The sequence below is a fragment of the Microcoleus sp. D3_18_C2 genome (assembly GCF_036702395.1).
Taxonomy (GTDB): Bacteria; Cyanobacteriota; Cyanobacteriia; order Cyanobacteriales; family Microcoleaceae; genus Microcoleus.
On record NZ_JAUBTG010000003.1, the window covers coordinates 238912 to 265543 of the forward strand.

Annotated in this window: 21 protein-coding genes and 2 pseudogenes; 5 read left to right on the forward strand and 18 right to left on the reverse strand. The window is 46.4% G+C overall.

Features of this window, described 5'->3' with window-relative positions:
• Window positions 1–443 precede the first annotated feature (443 nt).
• Window positions 444–2792 (forward strand): DNA helicase PcrA, encoded by a 2349-nt coding sequence (gene pcrA / locus QUA88_RS03740; protein WP_333270304.1) that lies wholly within the window; start codon window positions 444–446, stop codon window positions 2790–2792.
• A gap of 355 nt (window positions 2793–3147) precedes the next feature.
• Here the strand turns inward: pcrA and QUA88_RS03745 are convergent, their stop codons facing one another.
• The 8 genes and pseudogenes from QUA88_RS03745 to QUA88_RS03780 form a co-directional block, all read right to left on the reverse strand.
• Window positions 3148–3348 (reverse strand): hypothetical protein, encoded by a 201-nt coding sequence (locus QUA88_RS03745; RefSeq protein ID WP_333051533.1) that lies wholly within the window; start codon window positions 3346–3348, stop codon window positions 3148–3150.
• Entirely contained in the window at window positions 3345–3689 is a 345-nt protein-coding gene (locus QUA88_RS03750) for a hypothetical protein (protein WP_106146328.1), read from the reverse strand. The genes QUA88_RS03745 and QUA88_RS03750 overlap by 4 nt, the downstream gene beginning before the upstream one ends.
• A gap of 105 nt (window positions 3690–3794) precedes the next feature.
• Window positions 3795–5069 carry an FGGY-family carbohydrate kinase gene (locus QUA88_RS03755; RefSeq protein WP_333270306.1) on the reverse strand — a complete coding sequence of 425 codons (1275 nt, stop codon included), beginning with the start codon at window positions 5067–5069 and terminating at the stop codon, window positions 3795–3797.
• A gap of 206 nt (window positions 5070–5275) precedes the next feature.
• Window positions 5276–5485: a type II toxin-antitoxin system HicB family antitoxin gene (locus QUA88_RS03760; RefSeq protein ID WP_333270309.1), complete on the reverse strand. Its 210-nt coding sequence runs from the start codon at window positions 5483–5485 to the stop codon at window positions 5276–5278.
• A 214-nt stretch (window positions 5486–5699) separates the two neighbouring features.
• On the reverse strand, window positions 5700–7100 hold the full coding sequence (locus tag QUA88_RS03765) for a serine/threonine-protein kinase (RefSeq protein WP_333270312.1): 1401 nt from the start codon (window positions 7098–7100) through the stop codon (window positions 5700–5702).
• 189 nt (window positions 7101–7289) lie between these two features.
• Window positions 7290–9125 (reverse strand): biosynthetic-type acetolactate synthase large subunit, encoded by a 1836-nt coding sequence (gene ilvB, locus QUA88_RS03770; protein WP_333270315.1) that lies wholly within the window; start codon window positions 9123–9125, stop codon window positions 7290–7292.
• Between the two features lie 212 nt (window positions 9126–9337).
• Window positions 9338–9511: pseudogene (locus QUA88_RS03775) on the reverse strand (RNA-guided endonuclease TnpB family protein); the annotation flags it as partial.
• 353 nt (window positions 9512–9864) lie between these two features.
• Window positions 9865–11163 (reverse strand): MFS transporter, encoded by a 1299-nt coding sequence (locus QUA88_RS03780; RefSeq protein WP_333051525.1) that lies wholly within the window; start codon window positions 11161–11163, stop codon window positions 9865–9867.
• Between the two features lie 350 nt (window positions 11164–11513).
• On the opposite strand from QUA88_RS03780, the gene QUA88_RS03785 reads away from it, so the two are divergent.
• Window positions 11514–11852, forward strand: coding sequence for a P-II family nitrogen regulator (locus tag QUA88_RS03785; protein WP_006633346.1), 339 nt, complete (start codon window positions 11514–11516; stop codon window positions 11850–11852).
• A 140-nt stretch (window positions 11853–11992) separates the two neighbouring features.
• Here QUA88_RS03785 and rdgB read toward each other — a convergent pair whose 3' ends face one another.
• The 8 genes from rdgB to QUA88_RS03825 form a co-directional block, all read right to left on the reverse strand.
• Complete coding sequence (gene rdgB, locus QUA88_RS03790; protein WP_333051524.1) at window positions 11993–12580, reverse strand: RdgB/HAM1 family non-canonical purine NTP pyrophosphatase; 588 nt, start codon at window positions 12578–12580, stop codon at window positions 11993–11995.
• Between the two features lie 15 nt (window positions 12581–12595).
• Entirely contained in the window at window positions 12596–13216 is a 621-nt protein-coding gene (locus QUA88_RS03795; RefSeq protein ID WP_333051522.1) for a hypothetical protein, read from the reverse strand.
• A gap of 158 nt (window positions 13217–13374) precedes the next feature.
• Complete coding sequence (locus QUA88_RS03800) at window positions 13375–14802, reverse strand: phosphoglucomutase/phosphomannomutase family protein (RefSeq protein WP_333231306.1); 1428 nt, start codon at window positions 14800–14802, stop codon at window positions 13375–13377.
• A 244-nt stretch (window positions 14803–15046) separates the two neighbouring features.
• Window positions 15047–15781: a GTP cyclohydrolase I FolE gene (gene folE, locus QUA88_RS03805; protein ID WP_333051519.1), complete on the reverse strand. Its 735-nt coding sequence runs from the start codon at window positions 15779–15781 to the stop codon at window positions 15047–15049.
• Between the two features lie 218 nt (window positions 15782–15999).
• Window positions 16000–16725, reverse strand: coding sequence for an SDR family oxidoreductase (locus tag QUA88_RS03810; protein WP_333051517.1), 726 nt, complete (start codon window positions 16723–16725; stop codon window positions 16000–16002).
• A gap of 241 nt (window positions 16726–16966) precedes the next feature.
• Complete coding sequence (accA, locus tag QUA88_RS03815) at window positions 16967–17947, reverse strand: acetyl-CoA carboxylase carboxyl transferase subunit alpha (protein ID WP_333051515.1); 981 nt, start codon at window positions 17945–17947, stop codon at window positions 16967–16969.
• Between the two features lie 255 nt (window positions 17948–18202).
• Window positions 18203–19228, reverse strand: coding sequence for a long-chain acyl-[acyl-carrier-protein] reductase (locus QUA88_RS03820; RefSeq protein ID WP_333051513.1), 1026 nt, complete (start codon window positions 19226–19228; stop codon window positions 18203–18205).
• Between the two features lie 149 nt (window positions 19229–19377).
• Window positions 19378–20070, reverse strand: a complete 693-nt coding sequence (locus QUA88_RS03825) for an aldehyde oxygenase (deformylating) (RefSeq protein WP_333051511.1) — start codon at window positions 20068–20070, stop codon at window positions 19378–19380.
• Between the two features lie 64 nt (window positions 20071–20134).
• On the opposite strand from QUA88_RS03825, the gene QUA88_RS03830 reads away from it, so the two are divergent.
• The 3 genes and pseudogenes from QUA88_RS03830 to QUA88_RS03840 all read left to right on the forward strand — a co-directional run.
• Window positions 20135–20302 carry a hypothetical protein gene (locus QUA88_RS03830; protein WP_333051509.1) on the forward strand — a complete coding sequence of 56 codons (168 nt, stop codon included), beginning with the start codon at window positions 20135–20137 and terminating at the stop codon, window positions 20300–20302.
• Between the two features lie 263 nt (window positions 20303–20565).
• Window positions 20566–21384 (forward strand): carbohydrate ABC transporter permease, encoded by an 819-nt coding sequence (locus QUA88_RS03835; RefSeq protein ID WP_333051507.1) that lies wholly within the window; start codon window positions 20566–20568, stop codon window positions 21382–21384.
• Window positions 21385–21627: 243 nt separating this feature from the next.
• A pseudogene (locus tag QUA88_RS03840) lies at window positions 21628–21774 on the forward strand (transporter suffix domain-containing protein); the annotation flags it as partial.
• A gap of 161 nt (window positions 21775–21935) precedes the next feature.
• On the opposite strand, the gene QUA88_RS03845 reads toward QUA88_RS03840, so the two are convergent.
• On the reverse strand, window positions 21936–22964 hold the full coding sequence (locus tag QUA88_RS03845; RefSeq protein WP_333209264.1) for a hypothetical protein: 1029 nt from the start codon (window positions 22962–22964) through the stop codon (window positions 21936–21938).
• A gap of 286 nt (window positions 22965–23250) precedes the next feature.
• Window positions 23251–26454, reverse strand: coding sequence for an efflux RND transporter permease subunit (locus QUA88_RS03850; RefSeq protein WP_333051505.1), 3204 nt, complete (start codon window positions 26452–26454; stop codon window positions 23251–23253).
• Window positions 26455–26632: the final 178 nt, after the last annotated feature.

The window sequence follows — 26632 nt, forward strand, 5'->3', positions numbered from 1 at the left end:
AAATTATGTTTTACGCTATTCTCTTAAGTCCGCGGAGGCGGACATCGTTTGTGTAGACGCGGTTTAAACCGCCGTCTAATCTGATATTATATTGTAGGGCGAGCGCACTGCATCTGTTGTAATTATTGCCATCTGGATTGGCTTAGGAATATTAGCAGCAATGTGGCTGATACGAATATTTAAACGTTAGAATACCGGGCGGTTTCAACCGCGGCTATACAGACAAAACCCGCCGACGCGGGTTAAAGAATAGGCGGTGAAAATTATGTTTTACGCTATTCTCTTAAGTCCGCGGAGGCGGACATCGTTTGTGTAGACGCGGTTTAAACCGCCGTCTGATCTGATATTATATTGTAGGGCGAGCGCACCTTACCTTAAAAAAAATCGCGGTATTCCATACCAAGTATTATTTACCCCTTAAAAATTAAACTAACTTTCTACCTATGACTCAAACCACTGATTTCCTCAGCCACCTCAACCCATCTCAGCGCCAAGCAGTCGCCCATTATAACGGGCCGCTGTTAGTAGTAGCGGGCGCTGGTTCCGGCAAAACCAGAGCTCTAACTTACCGAGTTGCTAACTTAGTTCGCACGCATCGAGTCGATCCTGAAAATATTCTGGCGGTGACATTTACCAATAAAGCCGCCAGGGAGATGAAAGAAAGAATTGAGAAATTGCTGGCAACTCAGCAAGCTGAAGCGGAATATGGCAAACCTTTGGTAGACTTAGCCCCGGATGTGCAAACGAAATTGCGATCGCACATTTACCAAAGAATTACCAAACACATTTGGATGGGGACTTTTCACTCTTTGTGCGGCCGCATTCTCCGCTACGATATTGAAAAATACCAAGACGAAAAAGGCCGCCAGTGGAAAAAAAACTTTTCGATTTTTGACGAGTCAGATGCTCAAAGTCTCGTTAAACAAATCGTCACCAAAATCCTGAACCTTGACGACAAGAAATTTGACCCTCGAAAAGTCCGCTATATCATCAGCAACGCTAAAAATAAAGGTTTTTCGCCTCAAGAGTACCAAGCAGCAGAACCGGATTATCGAGGTCGGGTGATTGCGGATGTTTACAGTCGCTATCAAGACGCTTTAGCAGCCAACAATGCCCTTGATTTTGACGACTTAATCCTCGTTCCCGTTAAACTTTTGAGCCAAAACGAGCAAGTATTAAGTTACTGGCATAAAAAGTTTTGCCATATTTTAGTTGACGAATACCAAGATACCAACCGCACTCAATACGATTTGATTCGGATGTTGGTGACAAATAACGCCGACCCGAAAAACTTCGATAAATGGCAAAACCGCTCGATTTTTGTCGTGGGCGATGTCGATCAATCAATTTACAGCTTTCGGATGGCAGATTATACCATATTGCTGGAATTTCAAGAGGATTTTGGAGATGGTTTGTCTGACGAGAAAACTCAGACGATGGTAAAATTAGAGGAAAATTATCGATCGCGCGAAAACATCCTGCAAGTCGCGAACCACTTGATAGAACACAATACCGAACGGATCGAAAAAATTCTGCGCCCGACTCGCGAACCGGGAGCTCCGATTGTTGTCTGGCGCGCCGACAACGAATTAGATGAAGCGGAATTTGTAGCAGGTCAAATTCATTCCTTAAAGCGCCAAAACTCCGAATACGAAAACGGCAGTAACTTTGCGATTCTCTACCGCACAAATGCTCAATCTCGCTCCTTTGAAGAAGCGTTAATGCGTTTAGACATTCCTTACAATATTGTCGGTGGGCTGAAGTTTTACGATCGCAAAGAAATCAAAGATATCCTAGCATACCTGCGGACGCTTGCCAATCCCGACGATAGCGTCAGCCTCAAACGCATCATCAATACTCCCCGCCGCGGCATTGGGGATACCACATTTTCCAAAGTCGAAGACGCTGCAACTCAATTGGGCATTCCGTTGTGGGAAATCCTCAGCGATGAATCTTCTGTCAATACTCTCGCAGGGCGATCGGCAAAAGCTATTATTAAGTTTGCCGAAATGATTGGTCGTTGGCAATCGCAAGTTGAAACTCTGCCGGCTTCGCAAATTGTCCAAGGAATTATCCAAGATTCAGGCTACATTCAAGATTTGAAAAATCAAGGAACCGAGGAAGCAGAAAATCGCATAGAAAACGTCAGAGAATTGTACAATGCAGTGCTGCAATTTGAAGAACAAAACGAAGAACCGACGCTGACATCGTTTTTAGCAAAAGCATCTTTAGCATCCGATTTAGATGACTTGCAGGAAGAAGATTCCCGCGTGTCGCTGATGACGCTGCACTCCGCAAAAGGATTAGAATTTCCCGTGGTATTTTTAGTCGGGATGGAACAGGGTTTATTTCCGAATTTCCGCAGTTTGGACGACCCGAAAGCGATCGAAGAAGAACGCCGTTTGTGCTACGTCGGCATCACTCGCGCCCAGGAATTGCTATTTCTTACCCACACTCGCGAACGCCGCCTCTGGGGAGGCTACCGGGAACACTGCACCCCTTCGCTATTCTTAGGGGAATTGCCGACACATTTGCTGGCGGGAAGTGCGAAGAAAACTAAAGCGGGGAAAACGGCTGTTTCCAAGGGAAAAACTAATAATTCAGCAGCTAATTCTGGGAATTCTCAATCGGCAGAGTGGAAAACGGGCGATCGGGTTTTTCATCATGCTTTTGGAGTTGGAGAAATTACCCATGTTTTGGGGGAAGGCGAGAGAACTAATCTGGCAATTAAGTTTTCGGGTTTGGGTCGAAAAATCATCGATCCGAGAACAGCTAAGTTGCAGCGAGTGTAATAAAAAAGTGTTGAAAACTCCCGATAGGAGTCGGCGGTTAAAACCGTTACTACACAACCTTGCGTCCGAACAGAGGGGACTCAAAAGAAATGATTCAAGACTCTCCCGTAGGGAATCGCCCCTCGATCGATCTTATCTCACATCTTGCACCATTTTCAAGAACAGGCTTTTCGGCCTGTTCCACAAGAAAATTCACTCTTTGTGGAACAGGCCGAAAAGCCTGTTCATAAAAGACTTATTAACAATAATGCAACATCGCAAGATGCCTGTTCCACAAGAAAATTCACTCTTTGTGGAACAGGCCGAAAAGCCTGTTCATAAAAGACTTATTAACAATGATGCAACATCTCATATCTTATTCGACTACCTGAGATTCCACACGCCTGTATTTACCCGCCAAACGTTCTCGACGCTGGCGGCGGTTATCAGCTTCAAATATGGCAATCGCTTCATCTAACTTCAAATTGAAAGCGTCCAACTGTCGGCAGACTTCACGCATCTTTTCAACGTGTCGCTTTCTGGTTTCAGCGTCGGGGATTCTAGGTTGTTGATTCATCGTAAGTTCCAATCCATTTTGATTTCTTGAATGCTTGCTGCTGAGGCATCGACAATTGCCTCTCCGTCTTCTATCGTTCCATACAGAAAGTTTAACGTATCCGCAGTCGCAGCGGGTTGAGATTCTGCCACCTGCTGCAAAAGCCTGTACAAACGATTGTAAGAGGTTCTCAACCTTTCCTTAATATTATCCAGGGATTCTAGTTCGGGGAGTGTCGCTTCTGTCTCGCCAAACTGCTGCATGAATATATATTCTGTGGCGGTTGTTTCGTTGAGGATTTCCACTAGCCGCCGCTGCAATGTGAAAATTGTGTTCAGGATGTCATCAGGTAGCTTTGCCATTGTCCTTAATTTTTAGGGATAACAACTTAAAACAATATATCAGAATGTTTGCTTCCTCTCATTTTAGTTTTAATCGATAGCGATATCAGTCCAAATTTACCACCTTTAAATTTGCGTTCCCTGCTTCGCCAATAACGCACTTCCATAAGCAGCCGCAGTATGAATTGGCGTTACTACAGGCACTTTTAAATAACGCTTTCTAATCGCACTCCAAACCGAATTTTTCGCCCCGCCGCCAGCAGTATAAACCTTTGTTAAAGGAGTTGCACCCAATTCTTGCAATAATTGATATCCCCGCGCTTCAATCCGCGCTATGCTTTCTAGCAAACCGTGCAGAAATTCCACTGAATCAGTGGGACGCGGTTCGAGTCGGGGCGGCAAATTCGGGTCATTAATCGGAAAGCGATCGCCCTTTTTCAACAATGGGTAATAATCCAGCAAACTCTCTTGTTCTGGATCAATTTGTGTGCTATAATTATCCAACTCAACATCAGTAAAAAAGTGTCGCAGCACCGCACCTCCGGTATTAGAAGCACCTCCAACTAACCACAAATCGCCTAATTTATGGCTGTAAATCCCGTATCTAGAATCATCTACGCGGGTATGACTTAACAGTTTGACTGCTAGTGTAGAACCGAGAGAAGTTACTGCTTCCCCTGGTAAATTGACACCGCTTGCTAAAAATGCGGCAATGCTATCGGTTGTACCAGCACAAACCATACAATCGCGGGAAAAACCGAAGCGATCGCCCACTTGAGCACTCACTTCCCCCACAGGCGTGCCCGGTGCGACAACTTGTGGCAATTCAGGAGTTGCAGCGCCCGCAATTCCCTCTATCAGCCAATTCGGATAGCACAAAGTATCAACATCGAAACCGAGTTTCAAAGCATTGTGATAGTCGCTAATTCCCAATTTTCCGTGCAGCAGAAAGGCCAGCCAGTCAGCTTGATGCAGGAAAAATGTAGGGGCGGTGCCCCCGTGCCCGCCCTCCTGCAACCACAGGAGTTTTGCCAGACTCGATGTAGCGCTTATTACTGTGTGGTTGTCGGGGGCGATCGCCCGCAACCTCTCTGTCACCGCTGCACCGCGCGCATCATTGTATAAAATCGGCTCACATACTGGTATACCGTCGGTATTGCACAGCATGACAGTGGAAGATGTGCCGTCAAGGGCGATCGCCCTTACCTGATTGCGGATTGCTGGGGGAATTTGCTCGATCACATCCCACAGCGCATTTTGCCACACCGAGGGCAATTCAGGCTGTTGTTGCCCGTTGTTGGCAAAAGTATGTTCTGTCTCACAATGTACTGTACCCTGGGAGTCGATGACAGTCGATCGGGCGCCCGTGGTGCCGAAATCTATTCCCAAATAAAGATTCATTGATTACTCCCGCGAATTTTCCTATATCTCAGAAACCGGGTTTTTTTACGAAAATCTTTCGTTGTCACCCACAGATTAGGTAAAAAACCCGGTTTCTTTGGCATTAGTGCGTAAGTTCATCGCTTAAGCATGGGGGCTAGAAACCCGGTTTCTACGAGTTTTGCGTTGAGTGACGAGAAATCTAGAAAGAAACCGGGTTTCTGAGATTATCGTGCTTCGGCATATTCACATAGCCTAGTTGGTTCGGGAATCGGTAAACCTTCCTCTCGCAATCCTTCTAAGTGAAATTCTATTGCTTCTTTAATTTGCTGCTGTACTTCCGCAAGGGTAGCGCCTGTGGCTGCACATCCGGGTAAATTCGGCGCGTAAGCTGAATAGTTATTCGGTGTTTTTTCAATGACAATCGCATAACGCATTAGTTGATACCCACGGGTGGTCAGAAACCGGGTTTTTTTACGAAAATCTTTCGTTGTCACCCACAGATTAGGCCAAAAACCCGGTTTCTTTGGCCTTAGTGGGTAAGTCGTGTCTTTGTGAAACCCATCCAATTAGCACGTAATGAAATGACTAAAATCGATAATTTCGTAAAAAAAGATTCGATAAAAAAGACTTGAAAAAAGGCTGAAATTCCTATAAATTACAGCTTACAGCTCTTGATGCGAGAGAAGAACCATAACGCCACTTCACACCCAAACCCCGGAACCCACCCCACCATCCGCACAGTTGCCTAGGGAGGTGGCCCACAGGTGCTTGTTTATTATAAGTTAGGTTTTTTGTGTCCAACCAACTGCCTCCTTTTCGCCAACCGACACGATCGCCTAGCTTGCATTCAGTGTCATAATCAACTTTACCGCCTATTTCTAACCAGATTTTTTTCTGGACACTAAAGCCGAAACGACCCTGACTATATTTTACCCACAACTGGTCGATCGTCCGCAAATCATCGCCAGGAAAATTCTCGATCGAGTTCGTATCGAACCAACCTTCCTTCTCCCGTCTAGCAGCTTTTAACATCACTTTGAATGTTTCCTGATCCGCCTCTTTCCACTTTCCTGCTGCTAATAAATCCCGGAGACGAGTATAGTCAACACCCCGCGCTGATTTAAGCGAGTCTGGTGGCGATGCCGGTGGAGGTGTTTGAGCTGATAATTGAGGTGATTGAGTACCAATATCCTGCAAAACTTCAGTAGCAGATTGATAACGTTTTTTAATAGCAGGTTGTATCATTTTATCTAAAATCTGACCCAGTTCCGAACTGACAGATGTTTTTAAGTGTTCTCGCCACACCCACTCAAACTCGCTATCATCGAATAAATCAATAGGTTCAACCTGAGTTAACAGACACAGACAAGTGACACCCAGACTATAAATATCACTCGCATGAATAGCTTTACCGTTGGCTTGTTCTGGTGCCGTATATCCAGCCGTCCCGATTCTCGTTCCCGTTAGCCCTAGAGCCGTTTGTGTCGCATATTTCGCGGCTCCAAAGTCAACTAAAACCAGTTGCCCATCTTGTCTGAGAATAATATTTTCTAGCTTGATATCCCGGTGAATTACTTGGCGGGAATGAATGAACTCGAATACTGGCAATAAATTATTAAGCAAGTCGCGAATCTGCGTTTCGCTAAAATATCCCTTAGATTCTAGTGCTTCGGCTAAATTTTCACCCTCGATGAATTCTTGGACTAAATACTGCCGTTCATCTTGACTAAAATATGCTAATAATTCGGGAATTTGAGAATGTTTACCCAACTGTTCTAGGCGTACTGCTTCCAGCTCAAATAACTCAGCAGCTTTCTGGATACTAGAAGTGCCTTGAAGTTGGGGGTAGAATTGTTTAATAACGCAGGGAGGTTTAGATGGTTTATACTCGTCAATAGCTAGAAAAGTGCGCCCAAATCCCCCTTGTCCAATAATTTTTTGGGCTCCGTAGCGATCGCCCAATAGCAGTTTATTCCCACATTTTTGACAGAATTTTGTATAGCCAGACGGGTTTTGGAATAGGCAATCAGGGTTTAGACACTGGCTCATAAAATATGCTTAGAGATTAAAGATTAAAGCTCTGGATGCGATGCCAGCGGAGATGGTGTTAAATCTGAAACAGCCGATCCGGGTAAGGACATCGCATTGCCCAAAGCGTGTAAACTTAACCCGAAAAACCGCTTCACCCGAAAGCTTGGCAGGGGTTTAAACCCCTGCCAGACAAGGCATTGTCTCTACTTAAACTTTTGTCCCGCACTCAGGACAAAACTTATTGGTCGAAACATTCTTCGCGCCGCAACTCGGACAATAAATCAACTCCGCAGATTGCAACTTGCTGCGTTCGGGCAAACCCACCATTTGAGCGTTGCTCTTACCTGGAACAACCATCGGATAGCAGTTTTCGTCCCTCGTTACCTTCACGTTCATCAGCACCGGGCCCTCGTGAGCGAGCATTTGAGCGATCGCATCTTTTAGTTCCTCCGGCCGCGAAACCAGCATCCCCTTCACGCCGTAAGCTTCAGCCAGCATCACAAAATCCGGCATCCCTACAGTCATATTAGACGACGAATAACGTTCCCCATAGAACGCTTGCTGCCACTGCCGCACCATGCCTTGCCAGCCATTATTTACAATCACAATTTTGACATTAATGCCGTATTGTGTTAGCGTTCCCAGCTCTTGAATATTCATTTGCACGCTAGCATCGCCAGCAATACAAATCACTTGCTCATTGGGTAGCGCCATTTTCGCGCCCATCGCAGCCGGCACCCCGAAACCCATCGTGCCCAAACCAGCGCTCGAAATCCAGCGGCGCGGCCCGTTGTTCAAGAATTGAGCCGACCACATTTGATGTTGACCGACATCTGTTGTGTAGTAAGCATCCGGCGCTTGAGTAGCCAACTCCGAAATCACCTCTTGCGGAGACAAAATGTCTGGGTAATGAGGCACAACTAACGGATAGTCCTGTTTCCAGTGATCGATCCTGTGCAGCCATTCCGCAGTCTGTCCGGCCTTCCCCGAAACTCCAGTTTCCCGACAGCGGCGCAGCAAATCGAGCAAAACTTGGCGGACATCTCCCACAATTGGCACGTCAGGGCCGCGATTTTTGCCCACTTCCGCCGGATCGATATCGATGTGAATCACCTTAGCGCGCGCGGCAAACTCGTCTAATTTGCCCGTCACGCGATCGTCAAACCTCGCCCCCACAGCAATCAGCAAATCGCACTCGGTAACGGCAAAATTAGCGTAAGCAGTGCCGTGCATCCCCAGCATTTTCACCGACAAAGGATGGTTTTCGTCAAAGGCACCTTTGCCCATCAGTGTTGTCGTGACCGGCAATTGGAAAAGTTCGGCCAGTTCCTTAATTTCTTCGTGGGCCCCGGCTGCGATCGCCCCGCCGCCCACATACAGCAAAGGACGCTTTGCTTCCTGCAGCAAATAGATTGCTTGATTAATCTGCCGAGGATTTCCCTTCACCGTCGGGCGGTAGCCCGGAATTCTCACCGATCCGGGTTCCACGGGCAGATAGTCAAATTCTTCTAAACCCACATCCTTGGGTACATCAACCAAGACTGGCCCCGGCCGCCCTGTACTGGCGATGTGGAAAGCTTCTGCCACAATTCGCGCCATATCTCTGGGGTCGCGTACTACATAGGAATGCTTGACAATTGGCAGGGTAATCCCGTAAATATCTGTTTCCTGAAACGCATCAGTGCCGATCGCCGCACGGGGCACCTGACCGGTAATAATTACCATCGGGATCGAATCCATGTGGGCCGTCGCAATCCCCGTCACTAAATTAGTTGCGCCGGGGCCCGAAGTAGCAAAACAAACTCCAACTTTGCCCGTAGCGCGGGCGTATCCGTCAGCCGCGTGAGCCGCGCCTTGTTCGTGGCGCACCAGAATATGTTTGATAGCGCCAGTTTCTTCGGCGCGGTAGAGTTCGTCGTAAAGTGGCAGAATTGCGCCGCCGGGATAACCAAAAATATGCTTGACACCGTGGCGGATCAAGCTGTCAATCAGAGCAAATCCACCAGTTGCACGCCTGATTGTCACTTTAGTTTTTAGTTGCACAGTATTTCCTTCCTTAAACTAATTATGTTTTTTAATGAAAGCTTTTATAGCTTGTAAAACTATAGTCATCTATAGCAATCCTAAATGATTTGTGTAATTCTTGTAGGGGCTCTCCCCACGCCCGGTTGCACCGATGCAGGCTGGGGTAGGCACGGGGAGTAGGGGTAGCACTACCCCTACATATTTTTACAACTGATGCGAGGATTGCTATATTACATGACGTGGGAGGCATGAAGTCCCTCCCCTTTCGCTTTTACTTTAAGCGGATTAACCCGCCTCGGCTGAACTACGCAGCTCCCTATCCCATCGCTAAACGCATTTGGGATTGCTTTTCTCAAAATATTATAAGACCCGTTAGCATCGGCATTAATCATCTGACTATATGATACTACCATTGTCTATTGATGTTTACAATCTTAATGATGTTTTATAATACTACTTTAATCTCAATAGTCAAATTCTGAAAATTTGACTGCTGATATTTTACAAAAAGTTTGGCGAGCGGGCGGTGTCCGAGCGATAAATTGTGGAACAGCAGAGGAAGAAAGACACAGAGGAAATCGCTGCCTCTATGTCGGTTTACCGTGATATGACGCTTCTATAGCATTCTTGATTCGGCATTCGACAAGAAAAACTAATCGTTTGAGCAATTAAGAACGTCCTAATCATCAGGGCGGTTGCTATGTTATGGATCGATCGCGAAAACCAAGCCCTCTTGCTTCTTCCTTCTTGGCAAAGTTCAGAGAACATCCTGCAAGACTTTGCGAGTATGTTTCCAAGCTGCCATGCCCATCACCGAGACCAAAAAGCCCAAACCCAGCAACACGATCCGCAAGCCCAAGTCATCGTCGCCGACGGCATTACTGACAGCATCCGTTAGCGGGCCAGTCAGTGCTAAAGGCAGGCTCAGAGCAATATTAATCGCATTGTTTTCAAATCCAAAGACTTTACCCCGCATAGATTCGGGAGTTTTTTCTTGAATCAGAGCCTGCATCGGGCCGTTAATTAAGGAAGCACCAAAACCGAACAGAGCGCTCAATCCGAATCCCACCCAAAGGTGTCTGGCAAAGGCAAACATTGCTAATACAAAACCCATCATCAAGAAACCGATTAAAGGCAGAGGTTTGTGGTGCATTCGATGACCCCAATGTCCCAAAAAGGCTGCGCCGAAGACCATTCCAATTCCCGCTGCAGCGAGTAAAAAGCCAAATTGAGTTTCTTTGAGACCTATTTTGCCTGAAAGCGCGATCGCCAGCACCTGAAGCGCCGCAAACACGGAATACAAAATGGTCAACTGCACCATCGCGTTGCTGACAAGGTGATTGTGTTTCACATACCGCAAACCTTCCTTGAGGTCTTGCCAAGGATGGACGTTTTTGCCACTGCTGCCGACATGACCTTCTTTGATCTGCATGGCATAGATCAAACCTGCTGATATCAGGTACAACCCGCCCAGCAAAAACTCTTGAGAAGCTGATCCGAAGCTGTGTTTGACCCAACTAAACAGCGGTTCGCCGATCGTCATCCCAATAATGATCCCGCCCATTGTGGACGAGGCGAACAGAGCATTTGCCGACATCAGTCCCTCTCGCCCCACAGCCAGGGGGACGGCGGCCGCTTCTGCAGGAGCAAAAAATTGCGTTACGGTAGAGATTAAAAACGTCATTGTCAACAAAACCACAAAAGCTTTGGGCAAAAACGGCAAAGCTACAATCAACCCGGCTCGAATCACGTTGCAGGCGACCAGCATTTGCTTTTTGGAAAAGCGGTCTACCACGATACCGGCTACGGAACCAAAGACGATCGCTGGCACGGTGTAGGCGATCATCACCGCTGACAGCATAGAATTTTCCGAATGTTGCCAAGAAACCGGCCAGGGTCGGTAGTCGCCGGTTTTCAGCAGAATAATCAGCAATACGTAAAAGATTTTATCCGCCACTTGGGCCAATAACTGGCCCGTCCACAAGGCGAGGAAGGGGCGATTTCTCAGTAGGGCATCAAGCCCGCTGCGGTCAGGGGGAGGGCTGGCTGGGTGCATAAGAATAGTTTAACTGACCGCCTCTGGCAATTATAGTTTTCAGCAATATGTGCAAATCTGACATAGCAAAGCGGAAACTCGGAAAACTCCTGTCTCCTGGGTTCTTTTTCTGTTTTAGCAGATCCGTGGCGGAGGGCTTGGGTCTTTTTCACTCTACCGCGATCTATCGGAGCGGAGAGCCCGCGCCTCGGGCCAATGGGAGAATATTGTTAAAGATTGGCGTGCCTCTCATCGCGAGTACAAAATAAGGTAGTATATTTTACAAAATACTTAATACTAGCAGTGATATTAAAAGATGTCACGCGATTTAAGTAATATAACGAAGGTACTAACTGTTAGGAGTGAAAAACTTGAAAAAGGTTGAAGCTATTATTCGCCCCTTTAAACTAGACGAAGTGAAAATCGCACTCGTCAATGCTGGTATTGTGGGGATGACTGTTTCTGAAGTTAGAGGTTTTGGCCGTCAGAAGGGCATGACAGAACGCTATCGCGGTTCTGAGTACACCGTTGAGTTCTTGCAAAAGCTCAAGGTCGAGATTGTTGTGGAAAACGATCAGGTTGACATGGTGGTTGATAAAATTATCGCGGCTTCCCGCACGGGCGAGATTGGCGACGGCAAGATTTTCATCTCTCCTGTAGAACAAATTATTCGGATTCGGACTGGAGAAAAGAACTTGGAGGCTATCTAAGATACTGGGGCATTGAGCATTGGGCATTGGTCTTTGGTAACTGGTCTTTGCCCAGGAAAAACCTATTTCCTGTTTAGTTCTGATACCTAAGTGTCAATATCCAATGCCACAGTTCCCCCCGGTTTTGGCTTTTTTACTCGTTAGGGGTTGACAAGGTTCGCCATTTGTGGTATGAGAGCGTGGAAGGCTCGGCCGCGGTGAGAGTGCGATCGCTTGATATCCGGTGTCATTTCGGCAAAAGTCTGTTGCTGTGCGGGTACGTAGAAAATGGGGTCATATCCGAAACCTCCCGTACCGCGAGGAGTGTGCAGGATTTCGCCTCGGCAAATTCCTTCTACTTGCAGGGCAATTGTACCGTCGGGACGGGCGATCGCGATCGCGCAAACAAATTGTGCTTCCCGGTTTTGTTCGCTTCCCAATTCTTTGAGAAGTCGAGATATCCTGTCAGCATCGGTTTTCCCGTAGCGCGCGGAGTAAATCCCAGGTTGGCCGTTGAGTGCATCTACCATTAAACCAGAATCATCGGCGATCGACCATTTGCCCGTTGCTTTTGCGACTTCAGACGCCTTCAAGCAAGCATTAGCAATAAAAGTTTCGCCTGTTTCCTCGATGTCCAACTCTTCCGGTTTGAGATCCAATTTCCATCCCAAATCCTGAAGATAAACTTGCATTTCCTTGAGTTTACCCGGATTGCCCGTAGCGACAACTAGCAATTTGCGATCGGTCATTATTTCTATTAAAACTTACGGCTCTATATTAACAAAAGATTGGAAAAATGGTTGCAACAAAATTCCCAAAATCTTATCAACATCTTGAATATAGTATTCAATCGGATCGATATAAACAGTAGTTTCCTCCAAAATCAAGAATTTCCAGTTAGTTCCCGTCGTCACCGCGCCGTAAATGCGATCGACCTCAGTGTCTTGGTTTTGATTGAAACATTGGGCCGCTACCATTGCCGCTACGCATTGACCCAAACCCCCAATGATATCTTCCTTTTTTGCCTCAAAAATTGTTATAACCGGAGCACTGATGAACAATTGTTCTGAAGAACCGCTAATAATATAATCGCAAAATCCTTGCAAACCTCTTTCTGGATCGACAGTAAAATCCTTACCGGAAAAAAGAGAAACTCGTTTGTTTAACAATCGCCGGACTTCTGCTAATATCGGCGCAATCAAAAATTCTGAACGAGCTTTTTCTGTGGAAATAAAAGTTGCTAGCGGTACATAATCAATCAGGATTGTTGTTAAAATTTCTGATGGTGAAACTGGTTTTGTGTCGGCAAATAAATTGCGAGTTTCATCTAAGGTTAATCCAAAATCTTTTTTGACTCTCGCAAGGCTGAAATCGCTGTATGCCATTTGCTTGTATCCTAAAAATAACCTGATATAGCCGCCATACTATTTGATTTCTGAACAAGATTTTTTTACCGCAGAGGGCGCAGAGGACGCAGAGAAAGAGAGATTTGAGATCGAGTCATCTGCGTTCATCTGCGTTGATCTGCGGTGGAAAAGTCCGATTAATTATGCGCCCAATTTTTCGCCCAGTTTAAGTTTTTCATGACTTCTTTCAATGTCGCTGCTTCTGAATACAGCCGCAACACTGGTTCGGTTCCGCTAAACCGAATTAACAGCCAACTTCCGTCTGCTAAACGAAATTTATATCCGTCCACTTTGTTGCAATCTACAACTGCTTTGCCGGCGATTTCTGTTAAGGGTTGATTTTGCAGCAGGGACAGCAAACGCGACCTTTCTTCCATGTTTGCTAGGTGCAAGTCTATTCTGTCATACGCTGAAGTAAAGCTTGTTTCTTGTTGCAGTCGGCTGTAAATTTCGCTTAAGTCTTCGCCGGATTTGACAACTGCTTCTAATAAGTACAGCGCTGACAGCAAAGCATCTCGTTCGGGTATGTGTGTACCGTAGCCAATTCCTCCCGATTCTTCGCCGCCGACTAAGACTTGGGTGGTCAACATTCGATCGGCTATATACTTGTAACCGATCGGCGTTTCAAATAATGGCAAGTCGTACAGCTTGGCAATTTTAGGAATTATGTCTGAACCGCTGACTGTTTTGATGACTTCCCCGGTCCAGCCGCGCCGTGAAGCTAAATGTTCGATTAAGATGGGAACTAGGATTTGTGAACTGAGGAAGTTGCCGCTAGAGTCAACGGCTGCAATTCGATCGCTATCTCCGTCAAATACAAATCCAATGGACAAACCAGAACTTTTTCGCTGGTGAGTACGCATCACCCGAAATAACTGCGACAGGTAGCGCGGCAAAGGTTCCGGTGCACCGCCACCAAACAGCGGATCTCGATCGCTGTTGACTTCATGTACTGTTTCTTCTAAAATTTGAGCTAGTCCTCCTGCTGCGGCCCCGTGCATTACATCTACAAATACTGTAATTTTGCCGCTGGCGATCGCTTCTTTAATCGCCTCAATATCTACCATTTCCCGCAAGGTTTTGCAGTAAGCTGGCCAAGGATTGAAATTATCCAATTTGCCGGGAGTTGCTGAAATTGCCGCCGGATTTTCGAGTTTTGCTTCTATCTGTTGAGTAACTTCGGGCGAAACTGAACCGCCAAATCCGCCCTTGACTTTTAACCCTAAATATGCACCGGGATTGTGGCTGGCTGTCAGGACGATCGCACCCAAAGCATTTAATTGTTTGGCAGCTAAACTGAAAGCTGGAGTGGGGGCGTAGGATTCGCTCAGCAGCACGTCAAATCCTGCGTTTTGGACGGCAACAGCCGCTGTGAAGGCAAATTCTTCAGCCAGAAATCGGCGGTCGTAACCGACAATTACGGTACCGCTGCTGCCATCGCTGCTGCCGGTTTGTGCGAGAACTTGTGCCGCTAAGGGAGCGACTAACGCTACGCGATCGAATGTAAAATCGTCAGCAATGATGCCGCGCCAGCCATCTGTACCGAATTTGATAGGAGGATTCATTTAGTCACAAGTCATGAGTCACCCGTCTATTTTATGGGTTTATCAGTCGATCGTCATCCGATTTTAGATTTTAGATCGGTCCTGGACGCACTCCGACAAAGAAACCGGGTTTTTTACCGAATTTACGGTGCGTAACGAAATATATCGTAAAAAAAACCCGGTTTCTGGACCTCATGCTTGATTACAGCCACCAAGAAAAAAGTGAATGACTAATGACTAATGACTAATGACTAATAACTAATGACTAAAAGAATGCCGGTTGGTGGCGGATCAAATTCAGGAATTCTTCGCGAGTTTTCTGTTCCTCTTGAAACACGCCCAACATGGCACTCGTAACCGTCCAAGCACCAGGTTTTTGCACACCCCGCATCGTCATGCACATATGGCTGGCTTCCATTACTACAGCTACTCCCTGCGGTTCCAATATTGTCTGAACTGCTTCAGCAATCTGGCGTGTCAAACGTTCTTGCACCTGCAATCGGCGGCTGTACATTTCAGCAATTCGGGCTAATTTACTCAATCCCACTACTTTTTGGTTGGGAATGTAAGCGACATGAACTCTACCCATAAACGGCAGCATATGGTGTTCGCACATACTGAATACGCTGATGTCTCGTACCAGTACCATTTCGTTGTGGCCTTCGTCAAAGATAGCGCCGTTGAGGAGTTCTTCTAGGGATTGACTGTAACCGCTGGTGAGAAACCGCATTGCTTCTGCTACCCGTTTTGGGGTTTTGAGCAATCCTTCCCGTTCAGGATCTTCTCCTACTCCCAGCAGCATTGTGCGAACAGCCTCCATCATTTCTTCCATGCCTACTTCTGATGGTTTGGGCACGCTGGATTCTTGACCGTGGGAGGAATTGCGATCGGGTCGAGTTGGGATGCGCGGGGTGTTGTTGTCTGCGGTTTGTAACAGTTTCATGCTGTCAGTCGAGAGAGAGTTCGACCCATTGGAATCGGCGGAAGATGCAATTGTCATAACAAGTTGGTGTGAGGGTGAATCGATTTTCGATTTTCGATTTTAGATTTTCGATTGGGGGATATATAGCCTTTCTCAAAAATGTGAGGTACGAATTTTGACCTGGAAAGCTTGACATTACAGGGTTTCTGTATACCTCATTTATCTGAGAACCGCTATAGCTAGAGATTCAAAGATTGTTGAATTCGAGAAAAATCCAGCAGTCTAAAATCTCAAGTTCACAAAACTCCTGCGTTGGACATGAGCGTGATTTCTTCAATTACTGCACTCGCTGGTAACTGAACTGCGTGCAGAATTGATTGGGCGACGATTTCTGGGGTTAACATGGCGCTGCGATCGAAGTCGGCGTCCACGGTGTCTGTGTCCCACATAGGAGTGTTGACAGAACCCGGACAGATTGCTGTTACGCGAATTCCGTGAGCCCGTTCTTCGGCGGCTAAGGTTTTAGACAAAGCCATGAGACCAAATTTGCTAACGCAGTAGGCTCCCCAGTTGGGGAAGGTTTGGGTGCCGGCGATCGAGGAAACGTTGATGATGATTCCCGATCGGCGATCGCGCATTGAGGGCAAAACTCCTAAAATGCACTGCCAAACGCTAGTCAGATTGAGGTCTAGAACGCTTTGCCAGTCGGTTAGGGAAGTTTCCGTCAAGGAGCCGGTGTAGCCCATGCCAGCGCTGTTTACCAGGATATCTACGGCACCCAATTGAGCTGCGATCGCGCTGATGCTGCTTTGCACTTGCTCAATTTTTGCCAAGTCTAAGGGATAAGCTTCTGCTTTCACTCCGACTGCTCGGGCCGCTGCGGCAACGGCTTCTAAGTTTTCCGACTCTCGGCTAACTAAGGCCAGATTTATGCCTTCGGCGGCGAACGCTAGAGCCGTCGCTTTGCCAATACCGCTGCTGGCTCCGGTAATCAGAGCCTGCTTTGTTGTTGGATGGTTCATTCAATGTCCTAATACTTTCCCTCGGCAACTCCCTACAGCGTTGCAGCCTTCATCGGCAAATTAGACAACTGTCTGCTGCGGGTGATAACAGTTAATTATGAGATAAACATTAAGAACTGTTAAGCCGTGTCACCTGAGAAATTATAACACTGCTGACAGATCCGCAGAATAATGAGCTGTGAGTTATGAGTTTAAAGTTAAGAATTTTTAACTCATAACTGATAACTCTGAATCGATCGGCTCAAGCCGCAATTTCAGTGAATACACCGATGTGGCGAAATTTTTGATACCGGAGTTCGCGTCGCTGCTGACCCGTAAGCTGGGTTAGTTCTGCTAAGTTTTCTAACAAAGCTTGTTTGAGTATGGAGGCAGCTTTGAGGGGATTCGAGTGAGCGCCGCCGATCGGCTCTGGTACTATTTGATCGAGAATGCCGAGGTTTTTCAAATCCCAGGAAGTGATTTTGAGAGCTTCTGCGGCCAAGTTAGCTTTACCGGAGTCTTTCCAGAGAATCGCCGCGCAAGCTTCGGGGGTGGCGACGGTGTAGACGGAATGTTCTAACATTAACAGCCGCTCGCCGACGCCGATACCCAATGCGCCGCCGGATCCGCCTTCGCCGATGACGGTGCAAATAATGGGAACGTCGAGGCGAAACATCTCGCGGAGGTTACAGGCGATCGCCTCTCCCTGTCCGAGCTGTTCTGCTTCTAAGCCCGCCCAAGCCCCCGGAGTGTCGATAAAGGTGAAAATTGGCATGGAGAAGCGATCGGCGTGTTCCATCAAGCGCAGGGCTTTGCGGTAGCCGCCGGGAGCAGCCATGCCGAAGTTGCGGGCGATATTGTCTTTTGTGTCGCGCCCTTTTTGATGGCCGATGATGACTGTGGGACGCCCGTCTATGCGGGCAATTCCGCCGACGAGGGCCGGGTCGTCTCCGCCGCGCCGATCGCCGTGAAGCTCGAGCCACTCGTCGCTAATTGCCTGAATGTAATCGAGGGTGCTGGGGCGGCGCGGGTGACGGGCCAGTTGCAGCCGCTGCATGGGGGACAAGCTGCTGAAAATTTCTTGTCGCAGTTGGGCGGAACGCGCTTCGAGTTTGCGAATTTCGTCGGTGACATCGACGCTGTTTTCGGCGGCGAGTTCGCGAATCTGGTGAATTCGGGTTTCGAGTTCGGCCAGGGGCTTTTCAAAATCTAAGAGTAAGGGTTTACGGTCTGGGTTTGGCACGCTGATAATTTCTATAAGGTTTTAAGGTGAAAGTCGATCGACTATTTCCCGATCCTACCCTGTCAGGGGATGCTGAAAAAGAGAGGAAATTTGGAAGTTTTGAATTTTAAATTTTGTATGAGATCAAATTTGGTCACATCATCATTATCATATAGCGCGAGCCGGAAGCTAGCGCTGCACTCCGAAAAATATTATTCTGATGCCAAATAAAAAGTCAACTATTAAATTTTCAAATTTAACAGTTGACTTTTAACATCAAACTGACATTAATAAAGGTCTGAAACCGTGCTTGACAGAAATATGACCGATTTGCTCCATCTTTTCCACAGTAATTTGATTCCGTCCCCAAGAAAAATTGGTATACATTTTTTCAAATTCCAGCAGCATTGATTCAGCAAAACAGGCAAACAACTGTCGGCCCGGCACATCCATATTGACAATCTTCATGATTTTCCACTCAATATCGAGGGAATGCTCCACAATGCCGCCATTGAGTACGTAAATTCCGGGATGCTGAACCTGAGTTGCCAAATTTTTCGGATAGCCACCGTCAATCAATAAACATGGTTGCTTCAATGTCTTAGGGTCAATTTCTACTCCCTTGGGCATACTGGCTACCCAGACTACAATATCCGCTTGGGGCAGGGCTTCTTCCAAGTCCATAATTTTCCCTCGACCCAATTCTGATTGCAAATCTTGCAATCGTTCTTTGTCGCGGGCGATGAGCAACAATTCTGCTACATTTGTTTTAACATTGAGCCAGCGACACACAGCACTGCCAATATCGCCAGTAGCACCACAAACCGCTACCGTGGCTTTTGAAAGTTCAATCCCCAATTTAGGGGCTGCTTCTTCTACTTGGCGGCAGAGGATGTAAGCTGTGTGAGTGTTACCAGTGGTGAAGCGTTCAAACTCCAACTTGAGATTGCGAATTTGCTTAATTTGCTGCAAGTTGAAAGTCTCAAAAATGATCGAAGAAAAGCCGCCCAAAGCAGTGATGTTAATCCCGTTTTTTTGAGCGTGTGCCATCGCATTAAGGATTTTGCGAGTAGCTGCTTTAATCCGGCGAGTTGCTAGCATTTCTGGCAAAAAACAGGACTCGACATAGCGACCTTCTATTTTTTGTCCAGTGATGCTTGTTACCGTGATCTGATCAACTATTTGGGGCGGTGCGCTGCACCAAAAATCGAGACCTTGATCGGCATATTCTGGATAGCCCAGCTCGTTAGCTACTGATTGGGCGTGTTCTAAGCTGGTTAAGTGACCGATTAGACCAAACATTAAGTTGTCAAATGAAGGAAGATGGAAGGTGGAAGATGGAAGATGGAAGATGGAAGATGGGAAGATTAAAAATTTATATTTTAAAATGAGTTATCCCATTTTTAATTTTTAATTTTTAATTTTTTTCCCATTCCTTATTTCCAAGTTAACTAGGCTGCGAGGCCTTGTGCTGACATCCGCATGATATCGCGGTTGTTAAAGCCTATGTTGCCTAGGGCTTCGCCGTAGGCAATCATAAAGTCTTCGATTAAAGCGTCTTTTTCCATTCCCAAGACGCGGGCATCGTCTGCGACAGAGTTTAGCAGTCTCCAGATGATGGGCAGGTTTTGGCGGTTGGCAGCTTCGAGTTCGGCTTTGGATTCCTCAAAGTGAGCCTGCAGCCAGACTTCCCCAAAGTTGAGGTGGCTGTATTCTTCTTTGACGACGCCTTCGGTGATTTTGCGAGCAAAGTCATCGGCGACGGGGATGTAGATGTTGTAAGCTGCGATCGCAAAACACTCGATAATTAGCGATTGAATCAACAAGCAAGTTACAATCTGACCTTCGGCCGCTGCCGTTTGGAAGTTTCTGTGCAATTCCGAAAAGAACTGCTTGGCAAATGCCATGTCGGGCGTGACTTTAAGATTCCTGCCACAAGCTTGGAAGCCTTTCATGTGGCGGTTCTCCATCTTGGACAAGCCAACTAACTCTGCTTTTTTGTCCGCCAACAGTTCGGCCAGTGTCAGGTAATTATCGTGAGCTTCTTGTTCGCCTTCAATCACAATGGCGTTGATGCGGCTGTAAGCATCTTTGTAAGTTTCGGTTTGAAAGTCAATTGTTGGGCTGGCCTCAAGCTGGGGCATAGATATGTAGTCTCCTTATATAAGCTTGCGGGATGTTGGGAAACCCCTTTAAAATGGGGGGTCAGTGACAGTACACTTTACCTATTTTGAACGCACCCCATCTAAATCACAGATTATAGCTGAGGATGCTTTCGACAAAGAACTTTTCTTTGACGTTCCGGGAAAAACTGGCGTCAAGCGTGCGTGTTTGCCGGACTTTTGCCGTCGAACACTCCAGAAAGACTATCGCTAGAATGCTATCTATTTACTAATTACTTGAATTAGTCGTTAGTCGATCTTTTGCCCGGAAATAGATGATAGAAATACGGTCTATGTCTCCACCTTTCAGGGTTTTACAGTACCAACTCTATCTATAACATTATATCCTAATCACAACTTCCTCCCTAGGTACTCCTTCTTTCCTTCTACGACTATTATGTTGTTGTATGGGAATCGGGGATGCGATCGGGTTGGAGAACGTCACAGGCTTATTATTTTAGGTTAATTCACAAATTTATGGGTAAATCCTTTGACAGGTCTCATGCGCTGGAACTGCTGAGTTTTATTTTGTTGCTGGCGGGTGCTGCGCTGGTGCTGCTGCCACTGGCTGCTGTATTTTGGGTTTCATTATCACCATCTGGTGTCGGTGTCAAGGCTGCAGGCCTGACTTTTGCAAACTATCAGGAGGCTTGGCGACGGGGCAATTTTTTGTTGGCATTCCTTAATTCTACTCTAGTGGCGATCGCAGTGACGGGTTTTCAGGTTGTAACTTCTGCTTTGGCCGGTTACGCCTTGGCCAGGCTGAAGTTTCGCGGGCGACAGGCGATTGTGTTGGGGGTTTTGGCGACGCTGGTAATTCCGTTTCAGCTTTTGGTGATTCCGATTTTCTTGGTTTTGAAGTGGGGCCATCTGCTGAATACTTACGGGGCGCTGATTTTGCCGACGGCGGCTAACGGTTTTGGGATTTTTCTGCTGCGCCAGTATTTTATGACAATTCCCGCGGAGTTAGAGGAGGCGGCAATGCTGGATGGGGCTAACCGCTGGCAGGTTTTGTGGCAGGTGATGTTACCTTTAGCCCGCCCTGCTTTGGTGACGCTGTTTTTGTTTACGTTTATCGGGGAGTGGAACGATTTGTTTAAGCCGCTGGTGTTTACGACGCGGCCCCAGTTGCGGACTGTGCAGTTGGTTCTGGCCGAATTTCAGGAACAGTTTACTAGCAGTTGGCAGTTGTTGATGGCGGCGGTGGTAATTGGAACAGTGCCGGTGGTGTTGCTGTTTTTGGCCGGTCAGCGACAGTTTATTCGAGGGATTGCGGCAACGGGGATTAAGAATTGAGTTGGAAATGCTTGGCAATTAAGTTTGTAGTCAGAGGTTGAACCATTCTCAAGAACAGGCAAGATGCTTGTTCCACCAATACTAAATGTTCTTGTGGAACAGGCCGGAAAGCCTGTTGCTGACATTGGTTCCAGAGGTGAGTTTGTAGTGAAGGAGGCGATTGAAATCGCTACTATACAAACGAAGTCCACTTTAAGCGGACTAACAGATAAAGGGCAGATCAAAGCTGTATTATGTGAATCTATGCAAAAGCTCGGTTTGTTCTTATTTGTCCTATCTTTTCTGCCCTGGCTGGCAGTCTTATTTGTTGTGCCCTTCCTGGGGCTGGACATTACCCAAAAAACTACTTTATCTTTCGTTCTGGCTGTTGGGGCGGAAGTTTGTTTTTGGATTAGCGTAGTGCTGTTGGGGAAAGAAGTAGTTACCAAATATCGGCGTTATTTGCATCCCCGATATCTTTGGAAAAAATCAAAAATTTTAACCGCAGATGAACAGGAATCGACGCAGATAATGAGCCGTGATGTTGGCTTTTATCTGCGGTCAAAGTTGAGCTATTCGCTGAAAATTTGCAAGCGAATAGAGCGTTCTCCGTCTCCGAAATCCACTTCAATCTTTTCTCCCGAAAGACTGTCCAAGCATCCCAAAAGCAACCGCAAATTGGGTGTGCTTGCTCCTGTATCCACGTACAATCTATCTGCCAAACTGCCTAAGCGTTTCCAAATGGTGTAGAGTTTGACTACTGCTTGTTCTAGCTGTGCGGCTTGTTTTACAACGTCGGCGGTGGTTCCCAAACAGCCTACTCGCAAAGATTCTTCTAAGGCCATTTCCATATCTAAGTGAGACTGATTGAGAGCTTGCACTTGGGCGGCGGCGTCGAGATATTTTGATAAGTTCTTGGCGTCGGATGTTAGCTGTTTAACAGTATCTACGTCGGGATTTTCTGCTACTTCTTTTTGAATTTCGCTTTGGTGAGATGGAGAGAGTTTCTCCATTTCTTTCACTAAAGGAGCGAGGTAGCGGGAAGGTAGAGAACCTGTAGATGCTTTTTCTTTGACTTCTTCTGGCAATAAATCTGAGTTCATTGCCATCCATTCGTCGGAGAGTTGTTTGACTTCGCGGCGGGTGATGCGATCGCCATTTGCTGCGGCATCTGTTACCATTTGCTGGACTTCGGGAGATGCTTTGGCTGTTTCTACAAAGGCTCTTTTGCTGAAGTTTCTAATGGAATCTGGGTCTAAATCTCCTTGCTGAATCAGAGTGTCGGCACTATTAGCTAATTCTATCAAAGAATAGGCTTGACTTTTGCCAATTTCTCTTTCTTTGAGCCAGTTCAAAAACCCTGTACCGCGTCCTTCGCCGCCTTTTTTTTCTCTGTCTCGGACTGTTCGGAGAATGCGTCCCCGCCAGATGTCGGTTTGCAAGTCGAAGCGATCGCACACTTTCCAGGCATTGTCAACCTGATTGTCAAAATCAAAGTCTGGTATTTGTTCGTCTTCGGGGTCTGGCAATTGGAAATTGATATCGGTAAAGCCGTTGAGGGCTTCTGCAAGTTCTGCGGGATTTAGGGGGACTTCAGCCATTAGAAAAAATTTGTGTAGTGCAACAGCCGGTTTAATTGATAACTAGCACGGGTTGACAGTTGAGACGCTATATGTAGCGGTAAGGTAGGCAAGATTTACCTACTAATAGAGCTTTTGTGCAAGTCATATCATTATTGCACGATGGGGGGCGATCGCTACCTGTACAAAAAATCTTCTCCGAGAGTTACCGCACAGCGTCGCAACAATCAAAAAGCCCGTGGCACAGATAGTCGGATATTTTGCAACAATAACCACTAACCGGATAGTTAAAGGAACTAATTACCCACTACAGCGGCGATACTTTATCGCGTTCAACCTCCTCGCCTGGAGTCGTTTTGCCGTTCAAAGTTGTACCATCACCGGGTAGATTTGTTAATCGATCGCGCTTCCGAAAGCGATCGCGAGTCGAGACAATGACCACATACAGCACCGGCACCATAAACAAACTCAAGAAAGTAGAAACAACCATCCCCCCCGCGATCGCATTCCCTAGCGATCTACGACTTGCAGCCCCCGCACCTTCCGGGTTAATTAGGGGAGCAATCCCCAAAATAAATGATAGAGAAGTCATCAAAATCGGTCGTAAACGCTCTTGAGAAGCCTCCACTGCTGCCTTAGTAATTGAATATCCCTGCTCCCGCAACTGGTTAGCAAACTCCACAATTAAAATCGCATTTTTACTTGCCAATCCAATCAACATCACCAAACCAATCTGGCAATAAACATCATTCGCCAACCCCCGCAACGACTGAGCTAAAAGTGCACCTAAAATCGCTAGAGGAACCGATAGCAAAATAATGAAAGGATCGACATAATTTTCGTACTGAGCAGCCAAAACCAAGAACACAAAAATCAGCCCCAAACCAAAAATAATTGGTGCTTGACCCCCCGACTCAATTTCTTCTAAAGAACTCCCCGACCATTCATATCCAAAACCCGACGGCAAAACTTCAGCCGACACCTTTTCCATCAATTTTATCGCCTGTCCAGAACTCGAGCCCGGAGCCGGGGAGCCACTAATTTCAATTGACCTATATAAATTGTAGTGGTTAACAGTTTGCGCTCCCACCACCGGAGTTATTTTCACCAAATTGCTCAAAGAAATCATTTCATTTTTTCCAGAGCGGACATACAATTTCCCAATATCTTCAGGGTTATCACGAAACTGTTTATCCGCCTGAACATACACCCGATAATTGCGCTGCTGCAGATTAAAATCATTCACATACTGAGAACCAAGAGCCGTTTGTAACGTACTGAAAACATCATTAATCGGAATATCTAGAGCCTTAGCTCGATTGCGGTCAACTTCCACAAGTAACTGAGGCGTATTCGCAGCAAACGTACTAAATACCGCCTGCAATCCGGGCGTCTGATTCGCCTGCTTTAAAATCCCGCCCATCGCCTGAACTAGAGAATCTAAACCGCTGTTCCCTTTGCGGTCTTGCAATTGAAATTGGAAGCCGCCAAATTGACCTAAACCTTGAATAGCCGGCGGATTCACCGGGAAAATTCTCGCTTCTGGAATCGCGAAAAACTTACCCTGCAATTTACCAATAATCGCTTGTACGGTTTGAGCTTCACCTTTCCTTTCTTTCCAGGGTTTAAGGGTAGTAAATATAATCCCCTGGTTGGAACTATTACCACTAAAACCAAAGCCACCTACCGAAAAAGTACCCACCACTTCAGGAACATTGAGGATTTCTTGTTCAACTCCATCCATCACCTGCTGGGTGTATTGCAGCGAAACGCCTTGAGGCCCTTGAATAATTGTCAGAAAATAGCCCTGGTCTTCCTCTGGGATAAATGCTGTTGGTACTGCTAAATAAAGCCAAGCGGTGAATCCCAGAGAAGCAATAAACAACAGGGTAACAAGGGTTTTAAATCGTGTTAAGAATATTAAGGACTCTCTATATTTCTTTTGCATCCAATCAAGAAAAATATTAATCCGGTTAAAAACCCAACCCAACGGGCCGCCAAACTTCTTACCTGGGCGCAGTAATATAGCGGCAAGTGAGGGAGTAAGAGTAACCGCCATAAAGGTAGAAAGCAGCACTGAAAAAGCAATTGTCAGGGCAAATTGTTTATAGAGTGCTCCCGTTGTCCCAGGGAAAAATGCCACGGGTACGAACACGGCCATCAATACTAAGGAAGTGGCAATTACAGCACTAAAAAGTTCCCGCATTGACTCGGAAGCTGCTTGGCGGGCATTCATACCTTGGCGGACTAGACGGTCAATATTTTCGACTACGATGATAGCGTCATCAACCACTAAACCTGTTGCTAAGGTAAGACCAAATAGAGACAAACTGTTAATCGTAAATCCGAATGCTTTGATAAAAGCAAATGTCCCAATCAAGGAAATGGGTATTGTGAGGGTGGGAATAATCGTAGTGCGCCAATCTTGCAGGAAAACAAAAATAACTATCACCACTAGCAAGACTGCTTCAAACAGAGTTTTGACTACTTCTGCCATTGACTCTTGGACAAATTGAGTCGTATCTAGTGCGGTTCTATGTATCACCCCCGGAGGGAAGTTTTTCGCTAATTTCTCCATTTCTGCTTTGACGGCTTGGGCAACATTTAGAGCATTACTTCCGGGTAATTGGTAAATCCCTAAACCCACCGCGTCATTCCCTCGAAATCGCAGAAAAGAGTTATAATTTTCTGCTCCTAATTCTGCTCTACCGACATCTTTTAACTTAACTAAAGTTCCATTTGCTTCGCTTTTAATAACTAGGTCTTCAAATTCTGTGGGGCTTTTGAGACGACTTTCTGCACTCAAATCAATCTGATACATTTGCCCTTCTGGGGCGGGTTCTTGACCAATTCTTCCTACTCCAACTTGCAAGTTTTGTTCGTTAATTGCTCTTGTTACATCTTGCATTGTTAGATTACGAGCCGCTAATTTATTGGGATCGATCCACAGGCGCATAGCATAGCGTCTTTCCCCAAAAATTCGCACGTCGCCCACGCCTTTTACTCTCTTTAAAGTGTCTGCTAAATAGAGGTCGGCGTAGTTGCTTAAAAATATGGTATCGTATTCTTTATTTTCGGTAAATAATCCTATAGCCAGCAGTAGGCTGTTAGATTGTTTTGTAACTGTAACTCCTGTGCGTTGTACGGCATCGGGGAGTTGTGGCTGAGCGACTGCAACTCGATTCTGCACATCGACGGCGGCGATATCTTTGTCGCGGGAAGTATCAAAGGTGGCTGTAATGGTGCTAGTTCCACTGTTAGTGCTACTGGAAGTTAGATATTTCAGTCCTTCAATGCCGTTGATTTGCCTTTCTAGGATGTTTGTTACCGCATTTTCGACAACTTCAGCATTGGCACCGCTATAGTTGGCTGTGACGTTGATTTGGGTGGGGCTGATGTCGGGGAAGCGTTCGATCGGCAATGTGGGAATGCTTATTGCGCCTACCAAAACAATAATTAAGGCGCAGACGCTAGCAAAGACTGGTCGTTTAATAAAGAAATCTGCAAACATTATTTGGGTAATGGGTAGTTGTTAGTTGATAATTGCTAATTCCTAATTGCACTTGCGTCAAAAATTAAAATAGCCCCCTTTTTTAGAGCGGAGCAATCAAGTAGTTTCACGTAAGGTACGTAGTTGCCCTTTAGCGCTCTTAATTTACCTATTAAGAGCGCTAAAGCGCAACAACCTA